The following is a 24,525-nucleotide window of genomic DNA, read 5'->3' as shown; positions in this document are numbered from 1 at the left end:
ATACCGCGCCGTTTCCTACAGGATCAGCACAGCCTTTATCAGATAAGTCAGGGTCAACATCTGACCCACCAGACCTGCGTACAGCAATCCCCGCTCCGGGGAACGGTTCCAGGTGAGCCGTCCGTTTCGAAGCAGCAGCAGAAATGCCGGCATAAAGGGAATAAAGTAACGTCCCTGTACTCCTTCGATGGAGATATGATCCCGCGGCGTCCAGGTCAGAAGCATGCCCGCCAGAATGATACCCATGCAGGCCGCGCACACCAGGGCAATCCACCACTTCTGTCCCGTTTTCACATACTGGGGCTCGTCCTTCGTCCGCATAGCTGACAGCACCAGCAGAAGCAGGAATAGCATGGGAATCACTTCTGAGATCTCGATCTCCACCCAGCCCATCTTCTGTCCAGCCAGGGACATGAGATAGAAGGAGCTCTTATCGGCAAGGGTGTTGGCCAGAATCCGAACCAGCTCCAGGGGCTGGGACAGGAAATAGCCCAGTGTATATCCGGCTGTGGTGGAGGATCCAACCGTGGCCGTGGCTTCTGTGGTGGTAGTAATATAATTCACCGCCACCGCATTCTTATTCAGGAATCCCAGTACCGGAAGCAGGCAGAGGCACAGCATGGCCAGATTCCGCGTCCGCTTTCCTCCAAAACGCTTTGCCGGAATCAGTAACGCCAGCAGCGCAACGGGCAGATAGATGCCGCTCTTGCCGTAGATCATCACCACGGCCAGAATTCCCATCACGGCCATATCCACCGGCTTCACTTCCCGTTCCTCGTAGGTCAGGGCAATACAGTAGCACACATACAGGAATATGACGCCGTTCAGCACCGCGTCATAGGAAAAGGACGTACACTGCTGCAGATTCATGGGAAGAATCGCCAGCAGAAACAGACTGACCTTTCCAAAGGGCAGCTTTTTCATGCCCCAATAAGTCATCAGCGCGAAAAACAGCAGACTGCACCACCGGGCCAGCAGCAGCATGGGCACCGTTCCCAGATGTAGCAGCCGGGCCATGGTCATGCCAAACACCGCCGGAAGATAGACGATGATGGAGGCTTCCGTGGTGGATGTGGCTTCCGCCTCCACCAGGCGGCCGTCCTTCACTGTATGGAACAGACCGTCGTAAATATTCTTATAATTCTCCAGACTGGGCTCGGAGGTGAACTTCAGCTTCGCGTCGTCCGCCCGCTTATAGCACTTATTCTCTCCCGCGGACTCGATACCCAAAAGAGTATTGGAATGCCGGTAGGTCATATCAATGTGGTAGGACTCGTCCGGCGTCATATAAGGCGTCAGCATCACATTATATAAAAGCCCCAGACAGAGAATCGTGAAGAGAAAGACCTTCTCAATTCTGCACCGGCGGATAAAAGTCAGATAATAAAAGCCCGCGCACAGGAACTCCGCCAGGAGAAAGACTCCGAAGAAATACTTTTTCAGAAACAGATTAAAATAGGTATGAGCATTCATGCTCAGGCGGTTTTCACTCTCAGTTCCATTTACGAAAAAGCGGTTTTCCGGATAATAGCCCTCGGGCGTCACGACCACCGACAGACCGGAATCCACCAGCTCCTCGGAGAACTCCAGGCGTATCTCATAGGTGCGTCCCCTGGTATTCTTCTGGGATTCGTCAAAGATCAGGCCCATGTACTGCCCGTCCAGCAGGGTAGAAGCACTGATATCCGCAGCGCACAGAAGACTTCCGTCCACAGCCGGACTGCCCGACTCCGAAACTCCGTTCTTCCGCGCATCCGTCACGTCATAGACCTCTGCATGGATGGTTCCTTCTCCGGCAAAATTCTCGCTCAGATCCATGCGCACGCCCAGACCCACCAGCTCCTTTTCCGCCGTGGTATAATACTGCACCATCTCTCTGGACTCCGCCGTCACCGGAAGGAGTTCGCTGTTGTCCTTCATGACTACTTCCCGGTGGGTGCTGTTCATGGCTTTCCGGATCTGCACGTCATAGACATACAGGAACAGCAGCGCCGTCACAAATAAAAGCAGGCCCAGGCCCAGCAGCTTTTTATACTTCTCATAAAACCGCTTTACAGCCTGTCCCAGGGCCATGCCCTTCTCTCTCAGCGCACCGCCCTTTTTCTGTTTTTGGCACTCTGCGTCCGCGCCGCGGCCCGCTCCCCCTTTTCCTCTCCATACCAGGAAAAAGAGCGCGCCCAGTAACAGCAGCATGGCTGTGGTCAACAGCGGCTTTTTCACATAGTGCACCTGGGTCCGGTACACCGCATTGTAAATCAGGTTCCGCTCCAGCTGCTGTCCGCCCTCATAGGAACTTCCTGTGGTCTCGGACTCGGTATTCAGCCAGATATATGGTCCCTGTTCTATATTTTTTCCGGTGATCGACACGATCATGGCCTGTCCCACCGGCTCATTTTCAAAGGTCACTCCCCAGAAGGCTTCCTCACCCAGATCTGCCAGATCATAGGAAGCGCTTGCCAGTACCTCTCCGCTCCGGGCGTCACGGGCGCAGATCTCGATCTCTCCCTGATTCAGGACTTCCGTCCCTGCCGTAAAATAAAAAGAAAGCTGGCTCAACGCCTGTGCATCCGGCAGGTATTCAAATCTCAGCTCTGTAGTATCCGTAATCGCTTCTGTTTTCAGTTTCAGGGAGGGTTTTCCGATCCCCTCCAGCCCCCGGGATTCCAGTCTGTCGTGGGGCATCAGGACAGACACGGCGAAATAGAGTATGCAGAGCACTGCATACCCTATCGCCCATTTCTTTTTATTCTCCAAGACCGCTCTCCACTGCTTCTACCATCGCCGCCAGGGCTTCCTTTTCATCTGCACCCTCGCACACGATCTCGATCTCGTCTCCCGACTTCACGCAGGCTCCCAGCACACTCAATACGCTTTTCGCGTTGGCTGTGGTGGCTCCAAAGGTGAAGTTTACCGCAGACCGGAACTGCATCGCCGTCTTGCAGAGGATTCCTGCCGGACGCAGGTGCAGGCCTGTGGGGTTCTTAATTGTTACTTTCTGACTTACCATGTTGTCTACCTCCCGTTTTTACTCTGTTGCAGAATCATCCTTTTTTTCTTCTCCCGATGTTCCGCTGTCTGAACCGCTTCCGTTCTCCGTACCTGAGCTGTCCCCGGAAGAGCTTTCTCCCGAAGTACTTCCTCCCGTGGTGGTATTTCCGCTTACGCCGGAGGTATTTCCGCTTACACCGGATGTATTTCCGGTGCTGCCGGAGCTGTTCCCGGTACTTTTTGACTTCACCAGTTCAAACTCCACTTCCACATCATCCATCAGACTGTAGACGGTATCCGGGAAGGTGACCTCCACCTTTTGGGTGTAAGTTCCTGCCCTGGAGCAGCCGTCCAGATCCAGTGACACTGCAATCTCATCTGTATTCAAAGCCGCCAGCTCGGCACTGGTTCCTGTTACAATCAGCTCGATTTCATCCACATCGCCGAAGTCCACTTCGTATCCCCTCGGCACATTCTTCAGGCCGATATCAGAGACCGGAATCCGGACTGTCTTGCCCTGCTTCTTCTCCACTTCCACACTGATGGCTACGGAAGCGTCCGCGTCGTCCGCCAGGCGGATTCCGTCCGGCAGATAAGGCGTAATGTCAATGGTCTGCTGCTGATTTTCTGTGATACCCTCAATGTCCACCGCCTCGTCCGGAACGGTGATGGCGCTGACGCCGCTGATGACATCGGAAGCACCTGCGATCTGGACGGACTCCGGTTTATAGGAGATAGAACTGAAGCTGTAGCCGTCTCCCGGCGTACCCGTATGACCGATCTTCAGCGGTACGGTCTTGGTACGCAGCATGGTGATGGTCACATCCATGCCGTCCGTCTTACCGGTGTATTCCAGATAGGTGGTATCTACAGCCTCTCCATTGCTGTCCAGCACGTTCAGCTTTCCGTGGATCACCCGGTCAGAGTTCACACCGGTTACCTTAATCTCCACCTCGACCCGCTTAATCTTCGCGATCACGGACGCCGGGCCGCTGATCTGAATCATGCTCTGCTCCGGAAGGGCAGTTCCGATAAGATAACCGTCTGCCTCCTTGCCGTTCTGCTTCACAATCACATTAAACTGCTCGGAAGAAGCGTCTTCCACACTGATTACCACATTTTCCCGGCTCTTGATGATGTCCGCAGTCCGTATATTCTTATCGCTGCAGCTCACCTCGATGCCTACCAGGTTATCATACTTGATATTCTTTTCCATATCCGCCGTGGCTGTAAAATTATCTGCTTCCAGACCGTTCAGCACGGACTTCTTTCCCCAGACCCTGAGGCTGATCACATCGCTGTTGTCCTCGATCCGGTATACCTTTCCCTGATCGGTCACCACATTTTCATTGAGCATGGTTACCTGAATGGGAGAAAAGTCTCTGTAAGTGTAGGGATCGTCCAGATTCACCACGATCAGCCACAGCATGATGGCTGCCACCACGGAAAGGAGCTTGAGTCCCAGGTTATTTGTCAGCATTTTTTTCATGCTTCTTCACCCGTCCTTTCCATAACTTGAATCTGCCTGTATCCTGTGTCTTATCCTGGACGATCACCAGCTGAGCCCGCAGCTCCTCCTGGGTCAGATTCCGACGGATATTGCCCTCGGAAGCCACCGACACACCGCCGGTCTCCTCAGAAACCACGATGGTCAGGGAGTCCGTCACCTCGCTGATACCCACAGCCGCCCTGTGCCGGGTTCCCAGCTCCTTACTCAGAAGCAGGTTATCCGAAAGGGGCAGGTAGCAGGTGGCCGATACGATCCGGTCGCCCCGCACCAGCACCGCGCCGTCATGGAGCGGCGTATTCTTCTCGAAAATATTGATTAAAAGCTGGCTGGTCAGTACAGAATCCAGCGGGATGCCCGTTCTCTCATACTCACCCAGCGGCGTCTTTTTCTCTATGACAATCAGTGCTCCTGTCTTTACCTTGGCCATCTCGAATACTGCCTTCACCAGCTCGTTTACGGTCCGATCGCTGAACCGGGCTTCCGTATCCTTGGAGCTGTCAAAGCTGAACACGGAGCTGATCAGATTCTGCCGTCCCAGCTGCTCCAGCGCCTTTCGAAGCTCCGGCTGGAACACGATAACCAGGGCCGTGATTCCCAGGCTGAAAATATTCTTACCCAGCCACAGGATCGTATTCAGGCGGAAGGCCCAGGCGATGAAGATAAAGCCCAGTAAAACCGCAAAGCCCTTCAGAAGCACCCATGCACGGGTTTTCTTGATCCAGACCATGATCTCATAAATCAAAAAGGACAGAATAATCACATCCACCAGATCATTCCAGTGAACCGTATTAAATGCCGCATATTGACTAATCGAATTCCATATGGATCCCCGCATGCTATCACTTCCTCTCTGTGGTCACCACTCAGTCGTCCCGGCGGCGTCTGGGCTGCTCGCTCCGCGCCGTTCTCTGACTGTGACCTGTCTGTTCGCTGCGTACCGGTCTCTGGGTATGACCCGTCTGCCGTCTGGCTGCCGTACTCTTCTTTCTGGCCGCCGGCTTTTTCTGGGTGCTGATCTTTTTTACTGTCTTCTCAGACACGGCAATGGTGAGCTTCGGCACCGCTTTTACATAATAATAATACTCATCGTCCTCAAACTGAACATACTCAGTCCGGGAATAATCCAGGCTGAATATCACCAGCTGAAGCAGAAATGCCAGGCCGGCGGAAATCAGGCTTCCCACCACGATGGCAATGATCTTCGGAGCAATCCCCAGAATCAGACTTCCCGTCAGAAGCACCACAAAATCTGTCACGGTTCCCACGATGATGGCCACGGTCCAGGCGTGATCCACCGACATTCTGCGGATCACATAGACGATAATCAGGGTCAGGGCAAAAGCCGCCACCGTCAGAAGCATCTCTTTATTATTAATCACATTATCAACGAGATAGGTCACCTTTTCGGTCACCGTGCTGGCCTCCGTACCGCTTAAAATGGTGGTATTCAGCCGCATATAGTGCATCAGATAATACACGATGGTTCCACAGGCCACCGGAACCGCTGCCGCAGGAGTACCCGCCAGACCCATAGCCAGCGGAACCACGTATGGGATCTTCAGCGTAAAGGCCAGGGGCGTCATCACCAGCACATAGCCGTACCCGGGAGCTGTCCGGAAGAACAGCAGAAACATCAGTGCCAGCAGCACAAAGGCAATCAGAAAAATCTCCAGGGACAAAGCGTAGCAATGGCCCAGGAGCAAAAGCGCTCCGAAGATGGCTATCATGTTCACCGGAAGGAAGGAACACATCAGCGCCAGCACAAAGGCAATGGCCGGACTCTTCAGCTGCTTCATAAAGCCGATATTCGCGTTCATCAGCAGAAATACGGTCAGCGCCAGAAGAAACTTCAGCACCGGATAAATGTAAGTGTCGTATTTGCTGAGAAATAACTTCAGTTTTTCTCTATACTCCAGTAAGGTCGTCATGGTGTTTTTCTCCTCCTGCTGTAGATTCGCTGCTTCCACCCCGGGATTCCATCTGATAGATATGCGAAAGCTGCTTCAGAATATGATGATAAGCCGCCAGTTTTCTACGGTTTTCCTGATATCTTTTGTGGTAAACCACATAATTAATAACCAGAAATACACCCAGCAGGCCCAGATACAGCAGCGCCAGTCCTTTTCCCATGGCTGCCAGATCCAGTTTATTAATATTCGTCATCAGATATTCCATCTTATAAAAGACCCAGAGCGCCACGCAGAGGCAAAAAGCCACCGTATAGGAAAGCCACGCCCAGATCAGCTGGATGCTGATATAGTCGCCCTGGAAAAATTTATTCATCGACAAGGCCTTTTTGCCCTCGCCTGCCTCAAAGGAGGCCGCCTTGGTCATCAGCCTGATTTTTTCCTCGTTTAACATACTGTACCCCGTTTCATTTTATTCTCATTATATCATACTTAAAAACCTCTTCCAATACATATACTTAAAAAATACACTTTTTCCGCCCCCCGCCGCTTCAGCTCCGCGGCGGCCGCGTCGATGGTGCTTCCCGTCGTATAGATATCGTCCACCAGTACGATTCGTTTTCCTTCTGTCTTCTTTTCACAGGCCTGAAAGGCATTTTTCAGGTTTCCATGGCGTCCGGCGTCGTCCAGTTCCTTCTGGGGTTTCGTCTTTTTCACCCGCAGAAGGATGTCCGTCCCTACCGGGATTCCCAGCCGTTCTCCGATCCGGTCCGCCACCAGTTCCGCCTGGTTAAAGCCCCGCTTCCGCATCCGGCTTCTGTGCAGGGGAATGGGAACCAGCAGATCCGGCTTCCAGCTCCGGAGCTCCCGCCCCAGTGTCCTCAATATTTCCTCGCTATAGAAATCCGCGTATTCTCTGCGGTTGTGATACTTAAAACGGCTGATGGAGGCCCGCATCCGTCTGTCGTACTCAAAGCAGGCCCGCCCCCTCTCAAAGGAATGCTTCTTTCTCGAACAGTCGGAACAGTATTCCGACTCCCAGCGTTCCAACACTTTTCCGCACTTCTTACAAAAGGGCTCTTCTATGGGATGAAGCTTCGGTCTGCATTTGTCACAGACCAGCCGCCCTTCCCCTCCCGTCAGTCCGTCACAAATCGGACATCTGCGTGGATATATAAGATTTAATAGTCTCGCAAAGACCCGTGTATCGCTTCTGTTCTGTGCCATTTTCCACCATTGCCTGAAAGGTCCGGGGATCTCCCACCAGGGTCACGCAGGATCTGGCGCGGGTCACCGCTGTATATAATAGGTTCCGGTTCATCAGCGGCCGCGGGCCCGTCAGCAGCGGAATCACCACCGCCGGATACTCGCTTCCCTGAGACTTATGTACGGTAATGGCATAGGCCAGCTCCAGCTCGTCCATCTGCTTGAACGGATAGGACACCATACGCCCTTCATCAAACTCCACGGTAACCTCCTCGGCAAAAGAATTGATCGCCCGGACGATTCCCATGTCTCCGTTAAATACACCCAGCCCCTTGTCTATGGCGATGCCGTAACGGTTCCGCACCTCCCATTCCAGCTGGTAATTATTCCGGATCTGCATGACCTTATCACCGACCCGCAGGACGCCTTTTCCATTCTCCCCCTCTTCCCCGGAACTGATTCCGTGGCCGAAGGGAATCTCGGCCTTGTCCTTTTCCGCCGGATTCAGGTAGCGCTGCAGCACCCGGTTCAGATTCTCCACGCCCAGGGCTCCCTTCCGCATGGGCGTCAGCACCTGGATGTCCGAGATATCCGCGTGGACGTAACGGGGCATCTTCTCCTGTACCAGAGCCAGTACCACCCGGAGAATCACATTGGGATCCTGGCGCTGCAGAAAAAAGAAATCCCGGCTCTTGTTATCCAGAGTCACCTGCTCGCCCCGGTTGATCCGATGGGCATTTACAATGATATCGCTCTCCGCCGCCTGCCGGAAGATCTTGGTCAGCCGCACCACCGGGAAGGCTTCGGAACGAATCATGTCCTGCAGGATACTGCCCGGTCCCACACTGGGAAGCTGGTTCACATCGCCCACCAGAATCAGCCGGGTTCCCGGCACAATGGCCTTTAATAAGGCCTGCATCAGATACACATCCACCATAGACATCTCATCAATGATAATCACGTCCGCCTCCAGCGGATTCTCATCATTTCTGGAAAACATGGCTCTGCCGCCTACGGATTCCGGCCCTCCTGTCAGCTCCAACATCCGGTGGATGGTTCGGGCCTGACAGCCGGTGGCCTCGGTCATTCGCTTGGCCGCCCGGCCTGTGGGGGCCGCCAAAAAAATGTCCAGATTCTCCGATTCAAAGTAACGGATCATGGCGTTGATGGTGGTGGTCTTACCGGTACCGGGGCCTCCGGTCAGGATGAGAAGTCCATGGCGCATGGCCTCCGCCACTGCTTCCCGCTGGTGTCCGTCCAGCTCGATGCCGCTGCCCTTCTCGATCTTCGCCAACCGGGTCCTCACCTCCGTATCGGAAGCTTCTATGGAAAGATTCAGCTGATATAGCATCACCGCGATACTGAGTTCCGCATAGTAGGACGCCGCAGAATACACAAAGGGCAGTTCGCCGCCCTGCCCGTCCGGCAACATCTTCCGAATCAGCTTCCGGTCGAGACTTAAAGAATCCAAATGCCGTTCCACCGACTCCTCCGGCACGCCTAAGAGCGCCGCCGTCCGATGCAGAAGCACAGGCTCCGGCAGACAGGTATGTCCCTCCCCCGAAGCATTCAGCAGGGTGTAGAGCAGACCGCTCCGGATCCGGAAGTCCGAATCCTCCCGAATCCCCACTCTTCTGGCAATCTCATCCGCCGTCCGGAATCCCACACCGCTGATATCGTCGGCAATCCGGTAGGGATTCTCCTTTATAATACGATAAATCTCCTGCCCATACTGCTGGTAAATCTTTACAGCCAGATTCACAGAGATCCCGTAATCCTGAAGGAAAATCATAGCCTCCCTCAGATCCCGCTTTTCTTCCATCTGCCCGGCGATCTCCCGGGCCTTCCGGTCGCTGATGCCCTTGATCTCCGAAAGCCGCTCGGGCTCCCGCTCCATGATCTCAAAGGTCCTGGAACCGAACCGTCGCACGATCCGGGCTGCCAGAGCCGCGCCCACACCCTTGATGGCCCCGCTTCCCAGATACCGTTCCATGGCCAGGGCGTCCTTTGGTGCCACCGCCTCATAGCTCTGTACCTGAAACTGCAGGCCATACATGGGGTGTTCCGTATAGTCTCCCTCCAGCTCCAGGAACTCTCCCTCATTCAGATAAGGAAAGATCCCTACTGCTGTCAGCTCTTCTTCCTCTGAAACCAGATTTATGACAGAGTATCCATTCTCTGTATTTCTGTAAATAATATGTTCCACATAGCCTTCCAGCTTCATCCTGCACCTATAAAAATGGGCACGACGGATACACGTCCGCCATGCCCCTCTTTTGTATCTGTTCTGAAACGAGCACGCTCAGACCTGACGCTACTCGTCTCTGTTTCCTGCCATAAATTCCACGAACTTGCCTGTACCGATGGCCACGCACTTCATGGAATCCTCTGCCGTCATGGTATTGATACCGGTTTTCTCCTCCAGAAGCTCCTCAAGACCCCGCAGCAGCGCGCCGCCTCCGGTCAGTACGATACCGCGATCCGCGATATCTGCTGCCAGCTCGGGCGGAGTCTTCTCCAGAACACTGTGCACTGCCTCCACGATCTGCATGGTGGTCTCGCGCAGCGCCTCCTCGCAGTCCTCGGAAGTCACTTCCACGGACTTGGGCAGACCGGTTACCAGGTTACGGCCGCGCACGCTCATGCGCTCCACCTCTGCCCGGGGATAACAGGTTCCCACTTTGATCTTGATATCCTCTGCGGTACGCTCACCGATCAGAAGATTATGTTTCTTACGCATAAAACGAACGATGGCTTCGTCGAAATCATCCCCTGCCACCTTTACGGAAGTGCTGACTACAGCGCCTCCCAGAGAAATTACAGCGATATCGCTGGTACCTCCTCCGATATCTACGATCATATTGCCGCAGGGACGGGAAATATCGATGCCGGCTCCGATAGCTGCCGCGATGGGCTCCTCGATAATCAGAACCTCTCTTGCGCCTGCCTGATAGGTGGCATCCTCTACCGCTTTCTTCTCCACTTCAGTAACACCGCTGGGTACGCATACAGCGATGCGCGGCCTGCGGAAACTTCTCTTTCCGGTAGCCTTCTGGATAAAGTACTTCAGCATCTTCTCTGTAACCGTATAATCGGAAATAACGCCCTGACGCAGCGGACGTACCGCCACGATATTGCCCGGAGTTCTTCCCAGCATCAGACGTGCCTCCTCGCCGATGGCGCGAATCTTATTTGTGTCGCGGTCAAAAGCTACTACGGACGGCTCCTTCAGAACAACGCCCTTTCCATTTATATAAACCAGAATACTTGCGGTACCAAGGTCAATGCCGATATCAATTCCTGCCATTTTCGCAATCCCCTTTCTTACTTTCCTGTTCTTTCCAATATCTTCTATACTATCAGTCTTACACATTTACCGGTGGTTATTCACCTTCCGTGTACAACACCTATTTGCGTAACTTATATTATATACAATGATTTTGAAAAAGAAAAGTATTTTTTTCCCAAGGGCAAAAATTTAATGTTTTCGTAAGATTTTCTTAAGAACCGGTTTTTATGCGCAGTGGCTGAGCCATTCCGCCGTCTCACGCACCTTTTCCAGCTGCTCCGGCGTACAGTCCGCCCCGCTCTCCTCCAGGCTCAGATCCGCCATATCGAAACGTTTTCCCCGGAAAATCTGTTCCATCTTTGCAGGCAGTTCCACATCCAGCATGTCCGAATATACCTTGATTTCCTCAATATACATATTCTTCAGGCGCAGCCACACCTCCACCTCGCCCCAGTCGAAGCGCTTGCTGCAGGAGGTCTCGCACTCGGGGGACTTGCCAAACTTCCAGTCCCAGGAGGAGTAAAGATCATAAGTCTCCTGTACCTCCGGATTCTCAAAGGCAGCCGGATCCAGCTCTGAGAAATCCCCGTAGAGTTCAAAGAAGCTCTCCTTCAGGGCCTGTCGCATCTGATCCGTGGTGATCTCCGGGTTCAGATCTTTCAGGTTGCAGACCCGGGACTGTACGGACTTTACGCCCTTGGCCTTCATCTTTTCCTTGGAAGGAGTCAGATAGCGGCCCAGCTGCGACACATCCACATTGACCATGAGGGTTCCGTGCTGGATATTGCAACGGGAGTTTTTAGAAAACGCATTGCCGGAGAACTTGAATCCCTCCTCGGTAATGATGTCGTTCCGGCCGGAAAAATGAGTCTCCACGCCGAACTTCCGGCAGGCGATCTGAATCACCTTCAACTGCTTTTCCAGATCGTAGCGCTCCGGGGAAGCCAGGAAGGTGAAATTCAGATTCCCCAGATCGTGATATACGGCTCCGCCTCCTGTGGTACGCCGGGCCAGATATCCGCCCTCCTCCTCCAGAAGCTGCGCCTTGCACTCCCGGATGGCGTTCTGATTCCGTCCGATCACTACTGTATGCTCATTCTGCCACAGATAGAATACCACGTCGCCTTTCTCGATCTTGTCCGCCAGGTATTTCTCCACAGCCAGATTTCTCCATGGATTCCAGGTATAAGTCTGTACAAAATAGTTGTTCATATCTGTCCTCTCCTTTTCAGTCTATAATTTCTTTCATTATAGCAGTTTCCGCCCTTTTTCGCCTTATTTTTCTTGATTTTTTTCCGAATTTTCGTTATGCTGTTCCTTACCATATGAAAAAGGAGTTTTTATGAGTACATCTATCAATCAGCATTTCACGCCCTGGGCGCTTTTAAAATTTGCGTTTCCCTCTATCGTCATGATGCTTTTCATGTCTCTCTATACCATCGTGGACGGCGTCTTTATCTCCCGTTTTCTGGGGAGCAACGCCCTGTCCTCCCTGAATATCGTATTTCCGGTGATTAATGTGGTCATTGCCATCGCCACCATGCTGGGCACCGGCGGTAATGCGGTCATCAGCAAGTACTTGGGCGAGGGGCGGGACCGGGACGCCCGGGAGTGCCTGACCCAGTTTGTGCTCCTTGGCCTCTTTGTCAGCCTTCTGCTTCTGGTTCTGACTCAGGTATTTCTGACGCCTCTGTGCCGCCTCCTGGGTTCCACAGACATTCTGCTGACGGACTGTCAGGCTTATCTGTCCGTTTCCCTGCTGTTTGCCCCTGCCTGTATGCTGCAGACCATGTTCCAGTCCTATCTGGTCACTGCCGGAAAGCCGGCCCTTGGTCTGGTACTCACTGTCGGAGCCGGGATCCTGAACGCTGTTCTGGACTATGTGCTCATCGTTACCTTCGGGCTCGGCATTGCCGGAGCCGCCCTTGCCACAGGCATTGGGCAGTCCGTCCCCGCCGCAGCCGGACTGTGCTTTTTCTTTTTTACAAAAAAGACCCTGCGCTTTACAAAGCTCCGTCTCCATATTCCGGAGCTTCTTCAGGCCTGCTGCAATGGCTCTTCAGAAATGGTGACCCAGCTGTCCAACGCCATTATCACCTTTCTTTTTAATATCATTCTCCTTCAGCTGGCCGGAGAGGCCGGTGTGGCCGCCATCACCATTCTGCTCTACGGGCAGTTCGCTTTCAATGCCTTTTATCTGGGCTTTTCCATCGGAATCAGCCCCATTGTGGGCTTTCAGTACGGAGCCCGGAATCACCGGCAGCTTCGGAGTATTTACCGGACCAGCTTTCTTTTTGTGACAGTCTCCTCTCTGGCTTTGACCGCTGCGGCCATCCTGCTCTCTACGCCCCTGGTGTCAGTCTTCACCCACGAACCGGAGACCTTTCAGCTTGCAGATACCGGATTCCGCATTTTTTCGGTAAACTTTCTGTTCAGCGGCTTTAATATCGCCTCTTCCGGATTTTTTACCGCCCTTTCCAACGGAAAAGTATCCGCTATCATCTCCTTTTTACGCACCTGCGTCTTTATCGTGCTGGCTCTTTTGACTCTACCCCGTTTTCTGGACGTGACCGGGGCCTGGCTGGCCATCCCGGTGGCAGAATTGATGACTCTTTTATTGTCCCTCTATTTTCACCGGATCTATTTTAAAAGGCCCGGCAGGAAGAATTATCTTCTTCCCGCCGAGCCTTAGGCTCTGCTTCTGTCATTATCCCAGCAGTTCTTCTATCATCTTTCCGTCGAAGACCACTTTCTTTACACCATTCACCTCTATCTGATACAGGGCGTTGGCGGCGATATGCTCCGCTGCCTGCTCCAGGTCACGGATACCCGTCGTGTCCTCATACTTCCGGATCACCGCATTCAGGGCCTCCGGCGTCACGATACACTCCTCTTCCCGGAGGCTCATACGCTTCAGCACCTTGGGAAGGGCGAAACGGGAGAAGATGACCTTCTTCTCCTCTTCCGTGTAATCGGGAATGTCGATGACCGCGAACCGGGACATAAGAGGCGCGCTGATCTGGCTCTTATCGTTGGCCGTGGCAATGGGGTAAACGCCTACGGTAGGCACCATGCACTCCATATAGTTGTCCGTGAAGCCCAGGTTGTCCAGCAGGGTCAGCAGCACGTCCGCCGGATTGCCGTTGCCCTTTCCGTCGTTGGCCTTATCCAGCTCATTGATGATGAATACCAGATTGGACTCACCCGCCATGGAAAAGGCTTCCATGATGATGCCCGGCTTGGCGTTGGCATAGACCCGGGAGCTTCCGGTGAGCTGCTCCGGATCGTTGATGGAACTCATATCCAGGGTGGTCCAGGGCAGCTTCAGAATCCGGGCCACCGCATAGGCGATCTGGGACTTTCCGGTTCCGGCCGGTCCCACCAGCAGAAGGCCGTAGGCCGGAAGGGTGTGGGTCCGGTTGATCTGGATGATGGTCTCAATGATCCGCTGCTTTACCCGTTCCATACCGTAGAGCTCTTCATCCAGGATTCTTCTGGCCTCATCCGGGTCAATGGCCTCGAAGTAATTACTCTTCCACTGAATATTCATCATAATAGACAGGGCTCTCTGGGCGTGACGCTTTTCCTCGGGCGATACCTCATGGGAACGGGCCACCGCCAGGTTTCTTCTGGCCCAGAGCTGGATGTTATCCGGCAGGGTCCTTCCGGCGCAGGTCATGAAGTCTGTGATGCTCTGGAGGCTGGTCAGTTTCATATCATCGCCCACTTCCTCCCGATCCTCGTCCACTTCCTCCTCTGAGGGGGCGTTGCTGGCAAAAAGCCGCTCGATCATGAACTGCAGGAAGCCATCCTCGGCAGAAAGCTTGGTGCCGCCTCCGAAGGCAGTCTCCCGGATCTTGTATACGGCGTAGCCGTCCTCCCGGTTCATACCGGACAGGCGCACATGAATCTGGTGCTCGCCCAGCCACTTAAGCAGGCTCACAAACCGGGCGTCGATCAGCAGAATATCTGCGGTAAACTTACCATCCTCTTCCTTGAACTCAAAGGCTGTCCGCTTGTTCGGATTCGTAAAGACGCCGCAGGAATGATGCTTCCACTGGCGCTTCTGATTGCTGAGCAGGAGAATGGGCTGCTCCGGGCTGGCCTCCGGCGCGCTGGTCCGATAGGTTTTATATGTACACTCCGGCCCCTTGGCTGCTTCCGTCGGGGCGCTGTTAAAATCAAATACAGGCATGGTTCTACTCCTTTTCTTTTCTGCCGCAGGCTTCCCACGGCTGTCACTGCCTATTATACATGACCCCTTTCCGGGATACAAGCCGCATCCTGCTAAATCTTGCAAATCTCTGCCATGCTTTTCTGCGGCGGGTCGCATTTGCGACATTATTCCATTCCGCCGCAGTGCGATCCTCTGGCAGGGCTTTTTGCTCTATAGGAATCATAGCTTTCGCACTTTAATGTAACACGGTATTTCCTATAGATCAAAAAGAGGGCGTCCCGGATTCGGAACGCCCTCGAAATTCACATTTTATTCTGTTCTCTGTGCGTATTAAACTCCCAGCTTCAGCTTTCTGATTTCCTCTTCTGCCGTTACGTTGGTGACCGGCTTGTAATCCTTCAGAGGCATAATCTTCTCGTTGATCGCATCCAGGATCCACTCCTTCTGCGGGAAGAAGTACTTGTCGTACTCGAAAGGAGGTGTAATCCAGTTCTGAGCTCCTACCACTGCAGGCGGTGCATCCAGATAATCGAACGCAAGTGTGGTGATATTCTTAGCCACCTCATCCAGGAAGCTGCCTCTTGCGCATGCGTCAGAAGCGAGAACTACCTTTCCGGTCTTCTTTACAGACTCCAGAATCTTGGTGTAATCAAGGGGTACCAGGCTGTGCAGGTTGATAAGCTCTGCGGAGATACCATATTTCTCTTTCAGCTCCTTCACTGCGTCGTAAGCACGGTACAGGGTAGCACCTACGGTCAGGATGGTGATATCGGAACCTGTGGTGATCACGTCCACATCGCCCATGGTGATCTCGTACTCTTCCTTGGGAACGCCGCCCTCGTGGAACTTCTCTCCCACATCGTAGATTCTCTGGCTCTCAAAGAATACTACCGGGTCAGTTCCGTTCAGAGCTGCCTGCATCAGACCCTTTGCCTCGTACGGGGTAGCCGGGAAGCAAACCTTCAGGCCCGGTACGTGAGCGCACATTGCAGTCCAGTCCTGAGAGTGCTGAGCGCCGTACTTGGAACCTACGGATACACGAAGAATCAACGGCATTTTCAGGATTCCGGCACTCATGGCCTGCCATTTTGCCATCTGGTTGAAGATCTCGTCACCGCAGCATCCGATGAAGTCGCCGTACATCAGCTCTACCACCGCACGGCCGCCGCACATGGTATAACCTACGCCGGTACCTACGATAGCTGTCTCGGAAATGGGGGAGTTGAACAGTCTGGAGTAAGGAATTACATCGGTAAATCCTCTGTATACAGCAAACGCGCCACCCCAGTCACGTACATCCTCGCCGTAAGCGATGAGTGTCGGGTCTTCATAATATTTATTGAACATGGGCTCGAAGATAGCGTCACGGATATTGTAACGCTTCATGGAGCTTACCTCAGTTCCGTCGATGTAATGGGTACGAATCTTCTTCTGGATATCGTTGTAACGCTTGCAGCTCTCCTTGGGTCCTGTGGTAGCCGGTGTTCTGCTGGTATCCATGCTGCGCTGCTTACCGTTGTTCAGCATAACGCGCTCTACGATAGCCGGATCCTTGTCGAAGTCCAGATACGGAGAAGCCTCTTTGTCTGCTGCCAGACGGCAGATACGTGCCATTCTTTCCTTGGTCTTTGCCCAGATCGCTTCGATCTCACTGTCCTCAGCGATGCCGGCGTCTACGATGGCCTTGCGGAAGGTAACGATGGGATCCTGTGCCTTCCAAGCCTCGATCTCCTCTTTGGTACGGTATGCGTTCTGGTCGGAGGTGGAGTGTCCCAGCAGACGGTAGGTTACTACGTCCAGGAATACCGGGCCCTCGCCGCTCTTTACCAGCGGAAGCTTTCTTCTGTATGCGTCGATAACTGCCAGCGGATTGTATCCGTCCACGCGCTCTGCGTGCAGCTGGCTCTCGGTTACGCCTGCGCCCATACGTGCCAGTTCGCCGTAACCCATGGTCTCGCCGCAGGTCTGGCCGCCCATGCCGTAGGAGTTATTGTTGATATTGAAGATCAGCGGCAGGCCGCCCTTTCTTCCCTCTTCCCACAGAGTCCGGTACTGATCCATGGTAGCGAAGGAAAGTGCCTCCCATACGGGGCCACGTCCCATGGAACCGTCTCCCAGGTTCGCTACGACTACGCCCTCTTTGTCATTACATTTCTTAAACAGAGACGCTCCGGTGGCAATGGTTGCGGAACCGCCTACCAGCGCGTTGTTCGGGTAGATACCGAAGGGCAGGAAGAACGCATGCATGGAGCCGCCCAGTCCTTTGTGGAAACCATTCTCACGGGCAAACAGCTCTGCCAGAGCACCGTATACCAGGAACTCGATAGCCAGCTCTTTTACATCGCCCTCTGCCTTGCTGACAGTCTGGATAGCCTTCAGGGTCTTGCCGTCGAAGAAATTCTCCATGGTGTCCATCAGCTCTTTGTCATCCAGCTTCTGGATACAGGAAAGTCCCTTTGCCAGGATCTCGCTGTGGCTTCTGTGGCTTCCGAAGGTGAAGTCCTCTTTGCCTAACAGATAAGCTTCGCCGACTGCGGCTGCTTCCTGTCCCAGAGACAGATGGGCCGGACCCGGATAGGTGGTCTCCACGTCAGCGTATTTCGCCTGGGTCTTGATCTGGTTCAGCATGTCCTCGAACTCACGGCAGATGGTCATATCACGGTAGATACGAAGGAGGTCTTCCTTGGTGTAGTTGCCTTCCTCTACCTCTTCTTTAACAGTTTTCTTATATACGTTGATCGGAATATCTTTAAATGTGATTTTTCCTTCCGCACGCATTTTGTCCGGATCTACATACAATGACTTTGGCATGATTTTTCTCCTTTTTTATGTTGATTTATATTCTTCAGCAGTGCAAGCTCGATTCCGCGCCTCGCGCTTCATCTCGCTTGGGCTGAGCGCCCTATATGTCTGTCCCACTGCAGCCCTCAGCAAGTAAACTTGCACGGTCTGCAGCGTCACAGCCATGCACTGCTGAACAGTATCAAAATGGCAGTGCCGAGGACGGGGTTGGTGTCCGCCCCCGGCGTAGTTGGTTGGCAATATTATTTCATCATCAGAAGTGAGAAGTTCTCAAGGGCTCCGCACAGCTCCTTCACGAAGCGGGACGCCGGTGAACCGTCGATGGCTCTGTGGTCATAAGTGAGACACAGACCCATTGCCTGGTAGGGCTTGATCTCTCCATTTACTTCCTTGATGCGGGTGGTGGTTCCGCATACGCCCAGGATACCTACCTGAGGCGGATTTACGATAGGTGTGAACATCTCCACGCCCAGGGAACCCACATTGGATACGGTGAAGGTCGCGCCGGAAAGCATATCCGGTGTGGCCTTGCCCTCCTGGCAAATCTTCGCGAGACGCTTCGCCTCGGTGCTGATCTCTGCCAGGCTCATCTGATCCGCATTGAAGATGGTCGGTACAAACAGACCCTTCGGTGTGTCTACCGCCATACCCAGATGTACGTGATGATACTGACGGAGCATATTCTCCTGAGGCATGGTCGCGTTCAGATCCGGGTGATGCAGAAGGATACGGGATACTGCGAAGAGTACCATATCGTTCAGTGTAATATTCGGCATGCCCATGGCTTCGCCATTGGCCTTGATCTGCTTTCTCAGCGCCAGCAGCGCGGATGCGTCGAAGGAATGATAATGGGTCAGCTGAGCCATGGTGCTCAGGGACTTCATCATGCCCTTTGCAGTAGCTTTCCGTACGCCGGAGAACTTCACATCGGTGTACTCCGCGTCGTCTGCCGCCGGTGCTGCCTTGGGAGCCTCTGCTGCCGGTGCGGCCGCTGCGGGTGCAGGTGCTGCAGCCGGTGCTGCTGTGGGTGCGGGCGCGCTTGCCGCGTAAGTCTTCACATCCACTTCCATAACTCTTCCGTGAGCTCCGGTGCCGGCAGCTGCCGTAGCGTCTACGCCAAGCTCTGCCGCTGCCTTTCTGGCTCTCGGGGATACCTTTGCGTCCGGGTTCGCCGGGCCGTTTGCTGCAGGTGCCGCTGCGGGTGCTGCAGCCGGTGCAGATGCTGCTGCAGGTGCCGGTGCCGCTGCGGGCGCTGCCGCCGGTGTTGTACCTTCCTTCAGGCCTTCGATGCTGTCTCCCGGCTGTCCGATGGCGCAGACATTCACCAGTACGGGCACTTCGTCGCCGTCGCCGTAAAAGATCTTAAGCAGGGTTCCTGCCGCCGTGGACTCGCACTCAAAGGATGCTTTATCGGTTTCATATGTAAAGAGAACATCGCCTACATTGACCTGATCTCCTTCTTTCTTCAGCCACTCGGTAATCACGCACTCTTCTACGGTGATTCCTGCCTTCGGCATCAGAACGCCCTGTGCCATATGGGCTCCGCCTGCCGGAGCTGCCGCCGGTGCGGGTGCTGCTGCAGGTGCCGGTGCCGCTTCTGCGGGCGCTGCCGCCGGTGCGGTGCCTTCCTTCAGACCCTCGATGCTGTCTCCCGGCTGTCCGATGGCGCAGACATTTACCAGTACAGGCACCTCGTCTCCATCCTCGTAGAAGATCTTAAGCAGAGTTCCTGCCGCTGTGGACTCGCACTCGAAGGATGCCTTGTCCGTTTCATAGGTAAAGAGTACATCGCCCACATTGACCTGGTCTCCTTCTTTCTTCAGCCACTCGGTAATCACGCATTCCTCTACGGTGATTCCTGCCTTCGGCATCAGAACGCCCTGTGCCATATGGGCTCCGCCTGCCGGTGCTGCTGCTGCGGGCGCAGGCGCTGCAGGTGCGGGTGCCGCTGCCGCAGGTGCTTCCGCTGCAGGTGCCGCTCCGCCTTCCTTAATGCCGGAAATATCGTCTCCCGGCTGTCCGATGGCGCAGACATTCACCAGTACCGGAACCTCGTCTCCGTCCTCATAGAAGATCTCCAGCAGCTCTCCCTCTGCTGTGGACTCACATTCAAAAGAAGCCTTGTCTGTTTCATACGTGAAGAGAACATCGCCCACATTTACGTGGTCTCCTTTCTTCTTCAGCCATTCCGTAATCACACATTCTTCCACGGTGATTCCAGCCTTTGGCATCAATACCCCTACTGCCATTTTTTCTTACCTCCATTGTTATTTATGAATAAATGATTTATTACTCTCCATTTTAAAGAATTCCTTTAAAGCACCACGGTTCCGGCCCTCTCTGCCCGGGAAACCAGTTCCTCCGGCAGCTTTCCGTCGCTGATGATATAGTCCACGTCTTCCACATTTCCAAAAGTATAAGGAAGAATCCTCCCATACTTGGAGCTGTCCATCAGCATAATCTTTTTCCCGGCCCGCTGAATCATCAGACGCTTGACCAGCATCTCGTCTTCCTTGCCGCAGGTAAATCCGCCCTCCGCTGTGTAGCCGGATACACCGATAAAGGCGTAAGCGATATTAATCGCCTCCAGCATTCTCAGAGTGCTCTGTCCGGATACCGCCTGGTTAAAGCGGTTTAACGTGCCGCCGCACATGTGAATGGTGGGAATCGAAAGCTTTCCCAGCTCCAGGGCAATATTCGGTCCCGTGGTAAACACGTTCAGATCCATATCCGGCATGGCCTGGGCCAGCGCCATACTGGAGGTTCCCGCGTCCAGAAATACCGCGCTTCCCGGCTCCAGCAGCTGCAGGGCCTTTTTTGCCATCTCCCGCTTGGCTTTCATATTTGTCTGCATCCGGGTCTCCAGCTTGGCCTCTGTGGGGCTGGAACCCTGCACTACGGAAATGGCGCCGCCTCTGGTCCGATTGATGACGCCCTCCTGCTCCAGTTTCTCCAGATCCCGGTGAATCGTCATCAGGCTGACATCAGGAAAAAGGGCTCCCAGCTCCTTCACAGTGGCTGCTCCCTTCTCCTGGATGTATTTTCCTATTTTTTCTCTTCTAAGCTGGTTCATACTATGTACCATCCTGTTAAGATATGTTATATTATTCCCCTTCTCCGTAACACATCATAACATTTTATAACACTTACGTCAATGGATTTTTGAAAAAAATCCGTAAGGCGCGGACCTGTAAATAAATCGTGGGGACGGCTTGCTTTTTCTCTTCGATTATGCTATACTCACATCCGTTGCAATGCCCATAAAAACAAGGTCGTACAGGGCTTGCCAGGCGGTCACCGCCTATAAATGTGCCGAGTGTTCGTGACCTTCCACTCGTAAAACAAAACTAAAGGAGAACTGAATATGAAAACAAACAAGGTACAGTTTATCACCCAGGCAGCTATGATCGCTGCCATCTACGTCGTGCTCTGCGTGGTCTTCCAGCCCATCAGCTACGGACCCATCCAGACCCGTATCGCCGAGGCCCTGACGGTTCTGCCGTTCTTTACACCGGCTGCGATTCCGGGACTTTTTATCGGCTGCCTCATTGCGAACCTGCTGGGCGGCGGTATCATTCTGGACGTTATCGCAGGAAGCCTGGCGACTCTCATCGCAGCTTTCGCCACCTATACCCTCCGGAATAAGAGCAAGTATCTGGCTTCCGTTCCGCCGGTCGTGGCCAATGCCCTCATCATTCCCTGGGTGCTGAAATACGGCTACGGAGAACCCCTGCCTATTCCCTTTATGATGGGAACGGTAGCTCTGGGCGAGATCCTGACCGCTACCATCGTCGGCACCATTCTGCTGTTGGTGCTGGATCGTTACCGGGCTTCTATTTTCAAGACTGTTTAATGTACCCTGGTTTTAAATCGGATTCCAGACTTGAAAACCGCCGTCGGGCAGATGTCGTTTCATCTGTTCTGTGGCGGTTTTTTTGCACATCGAAGCGTTGATGCGTCGAATTGACGCATCGGTGTATCCTCTGATATGATAAAGTCTGTGCATAAATTGATACATATTATAATAAGAGGAGATTTACCAATGGAGAACCGTGAAAAATTCTCATCCCGGCTGGGCTTCATTCTGATTTCAGCCGGCTGCGCCATCGGTCTTGGAAATGTATGGCGCTTTCCCTATATCACCGGTAAATACGGCGGAGCTGCTTTCGTTCTGATTTACCTGGTATTCCTGATTATCCTGGGTATGCCCATTATGGCCATGGAGTTCGCCGTGGGCCGCGCCAGCCGCAAGTCCGCTGCCCGCAGCTTCCATGTGCTGGAACCCAAGGGCACCAAATGGCATATCGAGGGCTACATCGCCATGGCGGGCAATTATCTGCTGATGATGTTCTACACCACCGTGGGCGGATGGATGATTTCCTATATCTTCAAGATGGCCTCCGGTTCCTTCACAGGCCTCACACCGGATGAGGTGGGCGGCGTGTTCAGCGGCATGCTGGCTTCCCCGGGTTCCATGACCTTCTGGATGATTGTAGCCGTGCTTCTGGCCTTCGGTATCTGCAGCATGGGCCTTCAGAACGGCGTGGAGCGCATCACCAAAGTGATGATGTCCTTCCTGCTGGTGATCCTGGTGGTTCTCTGTATCCGCAGCGTCACCCTGCCGGGCGCAGGCGCAGGACTGGAATTCTATCTGATTCCCGACTTCGGTAAGATCGTGGAAAATGGCGTGGGCAACGTGATCTTCGCAGCTATGGGCCAGGCCTTCTTCACCTTGAGCCTCGGCATCGGCGCCATGGCTATCTTCGGAAGCTATATCAGCCGTGACCGCACCCTTATGGGCGAGTCCGTAAATATCTGTATCCTGGATACCGTCGTGGCCCTGATGGCGGGTCTCGTGATCTTCCCGGCCTGTTTCGCCTTCGGCGTAGACCCGGGTGAAGGCCCCGGACTTGTCTTCGTGACCCTGCCAAACATCTTCAACCAGATGGCCGGAGGCCGTCTCTGGGGAACTCTGTTCTTCGTGTTCATGAGCTTTGCGGCCCTGTCCACCATCATTGCCGTATTTGAAAATATCATCAGCTTCGCTATCGACCTCTGGGGCTGGACCCGGAAGAAATCCGTGGCTGTGAACCTGATTCTCATTCTGGTTCTGTCCATACCCTGTGTGCTGGGCTTCAATGTCTGGAGCGGCATCGCTCCCCTGGGCGCCGGCAGCACCATCCAGGACCTGGAGGACTTCCTTGTCTCCAACAACCTGCTGCCCCTGGGAAGTCTGATATACCTGCTCTTCTGTACCAGCCGCTATGGCTGGGGCTGGGATAACTTCATTGCCGAAGCCGACGCCGGCAAAGGCATCAGGTTCCCGAAGTGGGCACGGTTCTATGTGAGCTATATTTTGCCGCTGATTGTGCTGTTTATTTTTGTGATGGGGTATTGGCAGAAATTTGCGGCGTAAAAAAAGCATATGGATAAATAAAAATACGAGGAAGGAATCCTGCTAGTTGAGATTTCTTCCTCGTGTTTTTTATTGTTCATCCTTGCATTTACATATTTTGTATGTTATCATACAGATATTCGAAATTCACCATCACAGTTCTGTGAATTATCCCCAAAGGAAATTTAAATTTCTATTACAGGAGGTATCCGCTTATTGTATGAATCCACGTAACCACAGACAGCGCATCAATTGGCACGCGGCAGCTTTGTCCGGGCTTCAAATTGAACTTGAAAGCGCCAGGGATATCCTGAGCTACTCACCAGAGTTTCCATTAAGCAAGGGGCCGCGCCGAGTGGACTGCCTCATTCGAAAGAAATCAGATACAAGCATCGATTCTCCCATCGCCCGCATCTTCCGGGAATACAACCTGGTGGACTACAAAGGTCCCCATGAATCCATGAATGTTTCCAACTTTCTAAAAGCACTTTCCTATGCCTGCAGTCTTCCGGATTATCTTGGTCATCCCAACACTTCGCATCAACTTACCCTTACGCTGATGTGTCATCGTCATCCACAGAAATTATTTTCTTACATTCGAAAAAATTGTCCCCAAACATTACAAGAACCAGTTGAAAAAATTATTGACGGACTTTATTATATACATATAGGATTATTTCCTATCCAACTGCTTGTCTTACCGTAGCTTCCATCGGTTCAATACCTCTGGCTGCACTGCCTGACAAACCAACTTACGAAAGATATGCCTCTTGAGGAACTCGGTCGCGCTTACAAGCCTCATGAGGATGACCCATTATACAAGACCTTTATGAATGCGCTCATCCGCGCCAACTCGCTAAATAAAGGAGATGAAGAATCTATGTGTGAAGCATTGGAAGAATTATTTGCACCCCGACTGGAGGAACGCCGACAGGAAGGAATTGCCGAAGGTATTTCTCAAGGTATCTCACGATTATCAGCCCTCATCATTAAATTACTGGACAGTAACCGCATCGATGATGTCAAACGCGTTACCGAAGATCCCGCATACCGGGACGCACTCTTTGCAGAATTTAATCTATAACATTCTCGGAGCCTGTTGCAAAAGTAGATAAATGAGATCTAAGATATGTTTTCTTTTCTAGGCTGTCTTTACCTTGAAAAGGATAAGTTAGCATAAAGACAGCTAAATACAGCAATTTATCTTTGATTTATTCTAGGATCTCAAATATTGTTAGAGCCCGGAGAAAT

19 protein-coding genes are annotated in these 24,525 nt (G+C 53.2%); 5 read left to right on the top strand and 14 right to left on the bottom strand.

Annotation, left to right across the window (positions count from 1 at the left end; translation table 11 throughout):
• Positions 1 to 15: 15 nt before the first annotated feature.
• From H8S44_RS03200 to H8S44_RS03155, 10 genes are all read right to left on the bottom strand, one after another.
• The gene (locus H8S44_RS03200) at positions 16 to 2,754 is read right to left on the bottom strand and encodes a DUF2142 domain-containing protein (RefSeq protein WP_186873284.1); all 2,739 of its coding nucleotides are present in this window, start codon (positions 2,752 to 2,754) and stop codon (positions 16 to 18) included.
• Entirely contained in the window at positions 2,744 to 3,007 is a 264-nt protein-coding gene (locus tag H8S44_RS03195; protein WP_186873285.1) for an HPr family phosphocarrier protein, read from the bottom strand. The genes H8S44_RS03200 and H8S44_RS03195 overlap by 11 nt, the downstream gene beginning before the upstream one ends.
• A gap of 18 nt (positions 3,008 to 3,025) precedes the next feature.
• Positions 3,026 to 4,477: a CdaR family protein gene (locus tag H8S44_RS03190; RefSeq protein WP_186873286.1), complete on the bottom strand. Its 1,452-nt coding sequence runs from the start codon at positions 4,475 to 4,477 to the stop codon at positions 3,026 to 3,028.
• Positions 4,455 to 5,333, bottom strand: coding sequence for a diadenylate cyclase CdaA (gene cdaA / locus H8S44_RS03185; RefSeq protein ID WP_186873287.1), 879 nt, complete (start codon positions 5,331 to 5,333; stop codon positions 4,455 to 4,457). Before cdaA ends, H8S44_RS03190 begins: the two co-directional genes overlap by 23 nt.
• Positions 5,334 to 5,361: 28 nt before the next feature.
• Entirely contained in the window at positions 5,362 to 6,426 is a 1,065-nt protein-coding gene (locus H8S44_RS03180) for a hypothetical protein (RefSeq protein ID WP_186873288.1), read from the bottom strand.
• Positions 6,404 to 6,859, bottom strand: a complete 456-nt coding sequence (locus tag H8S44_RS03175) for a hypothetical protein (RefSeq protein WP_186873289.1) — start codon at positions 6,857 to 6,859, stop codon at positions 6,404 to 6,406. The genes H8S44_RS03180 and H8S44_RS03175 overlap by 23 nt, the downstream gene beginning before the upstream one ends.
• A 38-nt stretch (positions 6,860 to 6,897) precedes the next feature.
• On the bottom strand, positions 6,898 to 7,632 hold the full coding sequence (locus H8S44_RS03170) for a ComF family protein (protein ID WP_186873290.1): 735 nt from the start codon (positions 7,630 to 7,632) through the stop codon (positions 6,898 to 6,900).
• Positions 7,553 to 9,835, bottom strand: coding sequence for an SF1B family DNA helicase RecD2 (recD2, locus tag H8S44_RS03165; protein ID WP_186873291.1), 2,283 nt, complete (start codon positions 9,833 to 9,835; stop codon positions 7,553 to 7,555). The genes H8S44_RS03170 and recD2 overlap by 80 nt, the downstream gene beginning before the upstream one ends.
• Positions 9,836 to 9,925: 90 nt before the next feature.
• Positions 9,926 to 10,918, bottom strand: a complete 993-nt coding sequence (gene mreB, locus H8S44_RS03160; protein WP_186873292.1) for a rod shape-determining protein — start codon at positions 10,916 to 10,918, stop codon at positions 9,926 to 9,928.
• 207 nt (positions 10,919 to 11,125) lie between these two features.
• On the bottom strand, positions 11,126 to 12,112 hold the full coding sequence (locus H8S44_RS03155) for a lipoate--protein ligase (protein WP_186873293.1): 987 nt from the start codon (positions 12,110 to 12,112) through the stop codon (positions 11,126 to 11,128).
• Positions 12,113 to 12,242: 130 nt separating this feature from the next.
• On the opposite strand from H8S44_RS03155, the gene H8S44_RS03150 reads away from it, so the two are divergent.
• Positions 12,243 to 13,592, top strand: a complete 1,350-nt coding sequence (locus H8S44_RS03150) for an MATE family efflux transporter (protein ID WP_186873294.1) — start codon at positions 12,243 to 12,245, stop codon at positions 13,590 to 13,592.
• A gap of 15 nt (positions 13,593 to 13,607) precedes the next feature.
• On the opposite strand, the gene H8S44_RS03145 is transcribed toward H8S44_RS03150, so the two are convergent.
• The 4 genes from H8S44_RS03145 to H8S44_RS03120 all read right to left on the bottom strand — a co-directional run bounded on the left by H8S44_RS03145 (position 13,608) and on the right by H8S44_RS03120 (position 20,952).
• A complete protein-coding gene (locus H8S44_RS03145) occupies positions 13,608 to 15,095 on the bottom strand; it encodes an AAA family ATPase (protein ID WP_186873295.1) in 1,488 nt (495 codons plus the stop codon).
• Between the two features lie 312 nt (positions 15,096 to 15,407).
• Positions 15,408 to 17,888 carry an alpha-ketoacid dehydrogenase subunit alpha/beta gene (locus H8S44_RS03140; protein WP_186873296.1) on the bottom strand — a complete coding sequence of 827 codons (2,481 nt, stop codon included), beginning with the start codon at positions 17,886 to 17,888 and terminating at the stop codon, positions 15,408 to 15,410.
• A 233-nt stretch (positions 17,889 to 18,121) separates the two neighbouring features.
• The gene (locus tag H8S44_RS16295; protein ID WP_243167464.1) at positions 18,122 to 20,128 is read right to left on the bottom strand and encodes a 2-oxo acid dehydrogenase subunit E2; all 2,007 of its coding nucleotides are present in this window, start codon (positions 20,126 to 20,128) and stop codon (positions 18,122 to 18,124) included.
• A gap of 65 nt (positions 20,129 to 20,193) precedes the next feature.
• Positions 20,194 to 20,952 (bottom strand): DeoR/GlpR family DNA-binding transcription regulator, encoded by a 759-nt coding sequence (locus H8S44_RS03120; protein ID WP_186873297.1) that lies wholly within the window; start codon positions 20,950 to 20,952, stop codon positions 20,194 to 20,196.
• Positions 20,953 to 21,243: 291 nt separating this feature from the next.
• Here H8S44_RS03120 and H8S44_RS03115 point away from each other — a divergent pair, with 291 nt between their 5' ends.
• The 4 genes from H8S44_RS03115 to H8S44_RS03100 all read left to right on the top strand — a co-directional run bounded on the left by H8S44_RS03115 (position 21,244) and on the right by H8S44_RS03100 (position 24,358).
• The gene (locus H8S44_RS03115; RefSeq protein ID WP_186873298.1) at positions 21,244 to 21,732 is read left to right on the top strand and encodes a QueT transporter family protein; all 489 of its coding nucleotides are present in this window, start codon (positions 21,244 to 21,246) and stop codon (positions 21,730 to 21,732) included.
• 189 nt (positions 21,733 to 21,921) lie between these two features.
• Entirely contained in the window at positions 21,922 to 23,295 is a 1,374-nt protein-coding gene (locus tag H8S44_RS03110; protein ID WP_186873299.1) for a sodium-dependent transporter, read from the top strand.
• Positions 23,296 to 23,494: 199 nt separating this feature from the next.
• Entirely contained in the window at positions 23,495 to 23,980 is a 486-nt protein-coding gene (locus tag H8S44_RS03105) for a hypothetical protein (RefSeq protein WP_186873300.1), read from the top strand.
• Between the two features lie 174 nt (positions 23,981 to 24,154).
• Positions 24,155 to 24,358 carry a hypothetical protein gene (locus H8S44_RS03100; RefSeq protein ID WP_186873301.1) on the top strand — a complete coding sequence of 68 codons (204 nt, stop codon included), beginning with the start codon at positions 24,155 to 24,157 and terminating at the stop codon, positions 24,356 to 24,358.
• Positions 24,359 to 24,525: the final 167 nt, after the last annotated feature.

The sequence above is a fragment of the Anaerosacchariphilus hominis genome, assembly GCF_014290175.1.
GTDB classification, from domain to species: domain Bacteria; phylum Bacillota; class Clostridia; order Lachnospirales; family Lachnospiraceae; genus Laedolimicola; species Laedolimicola hominis.
This window is presented reverse-complemented; position numbering and strand designations above follow the sequence as displayed.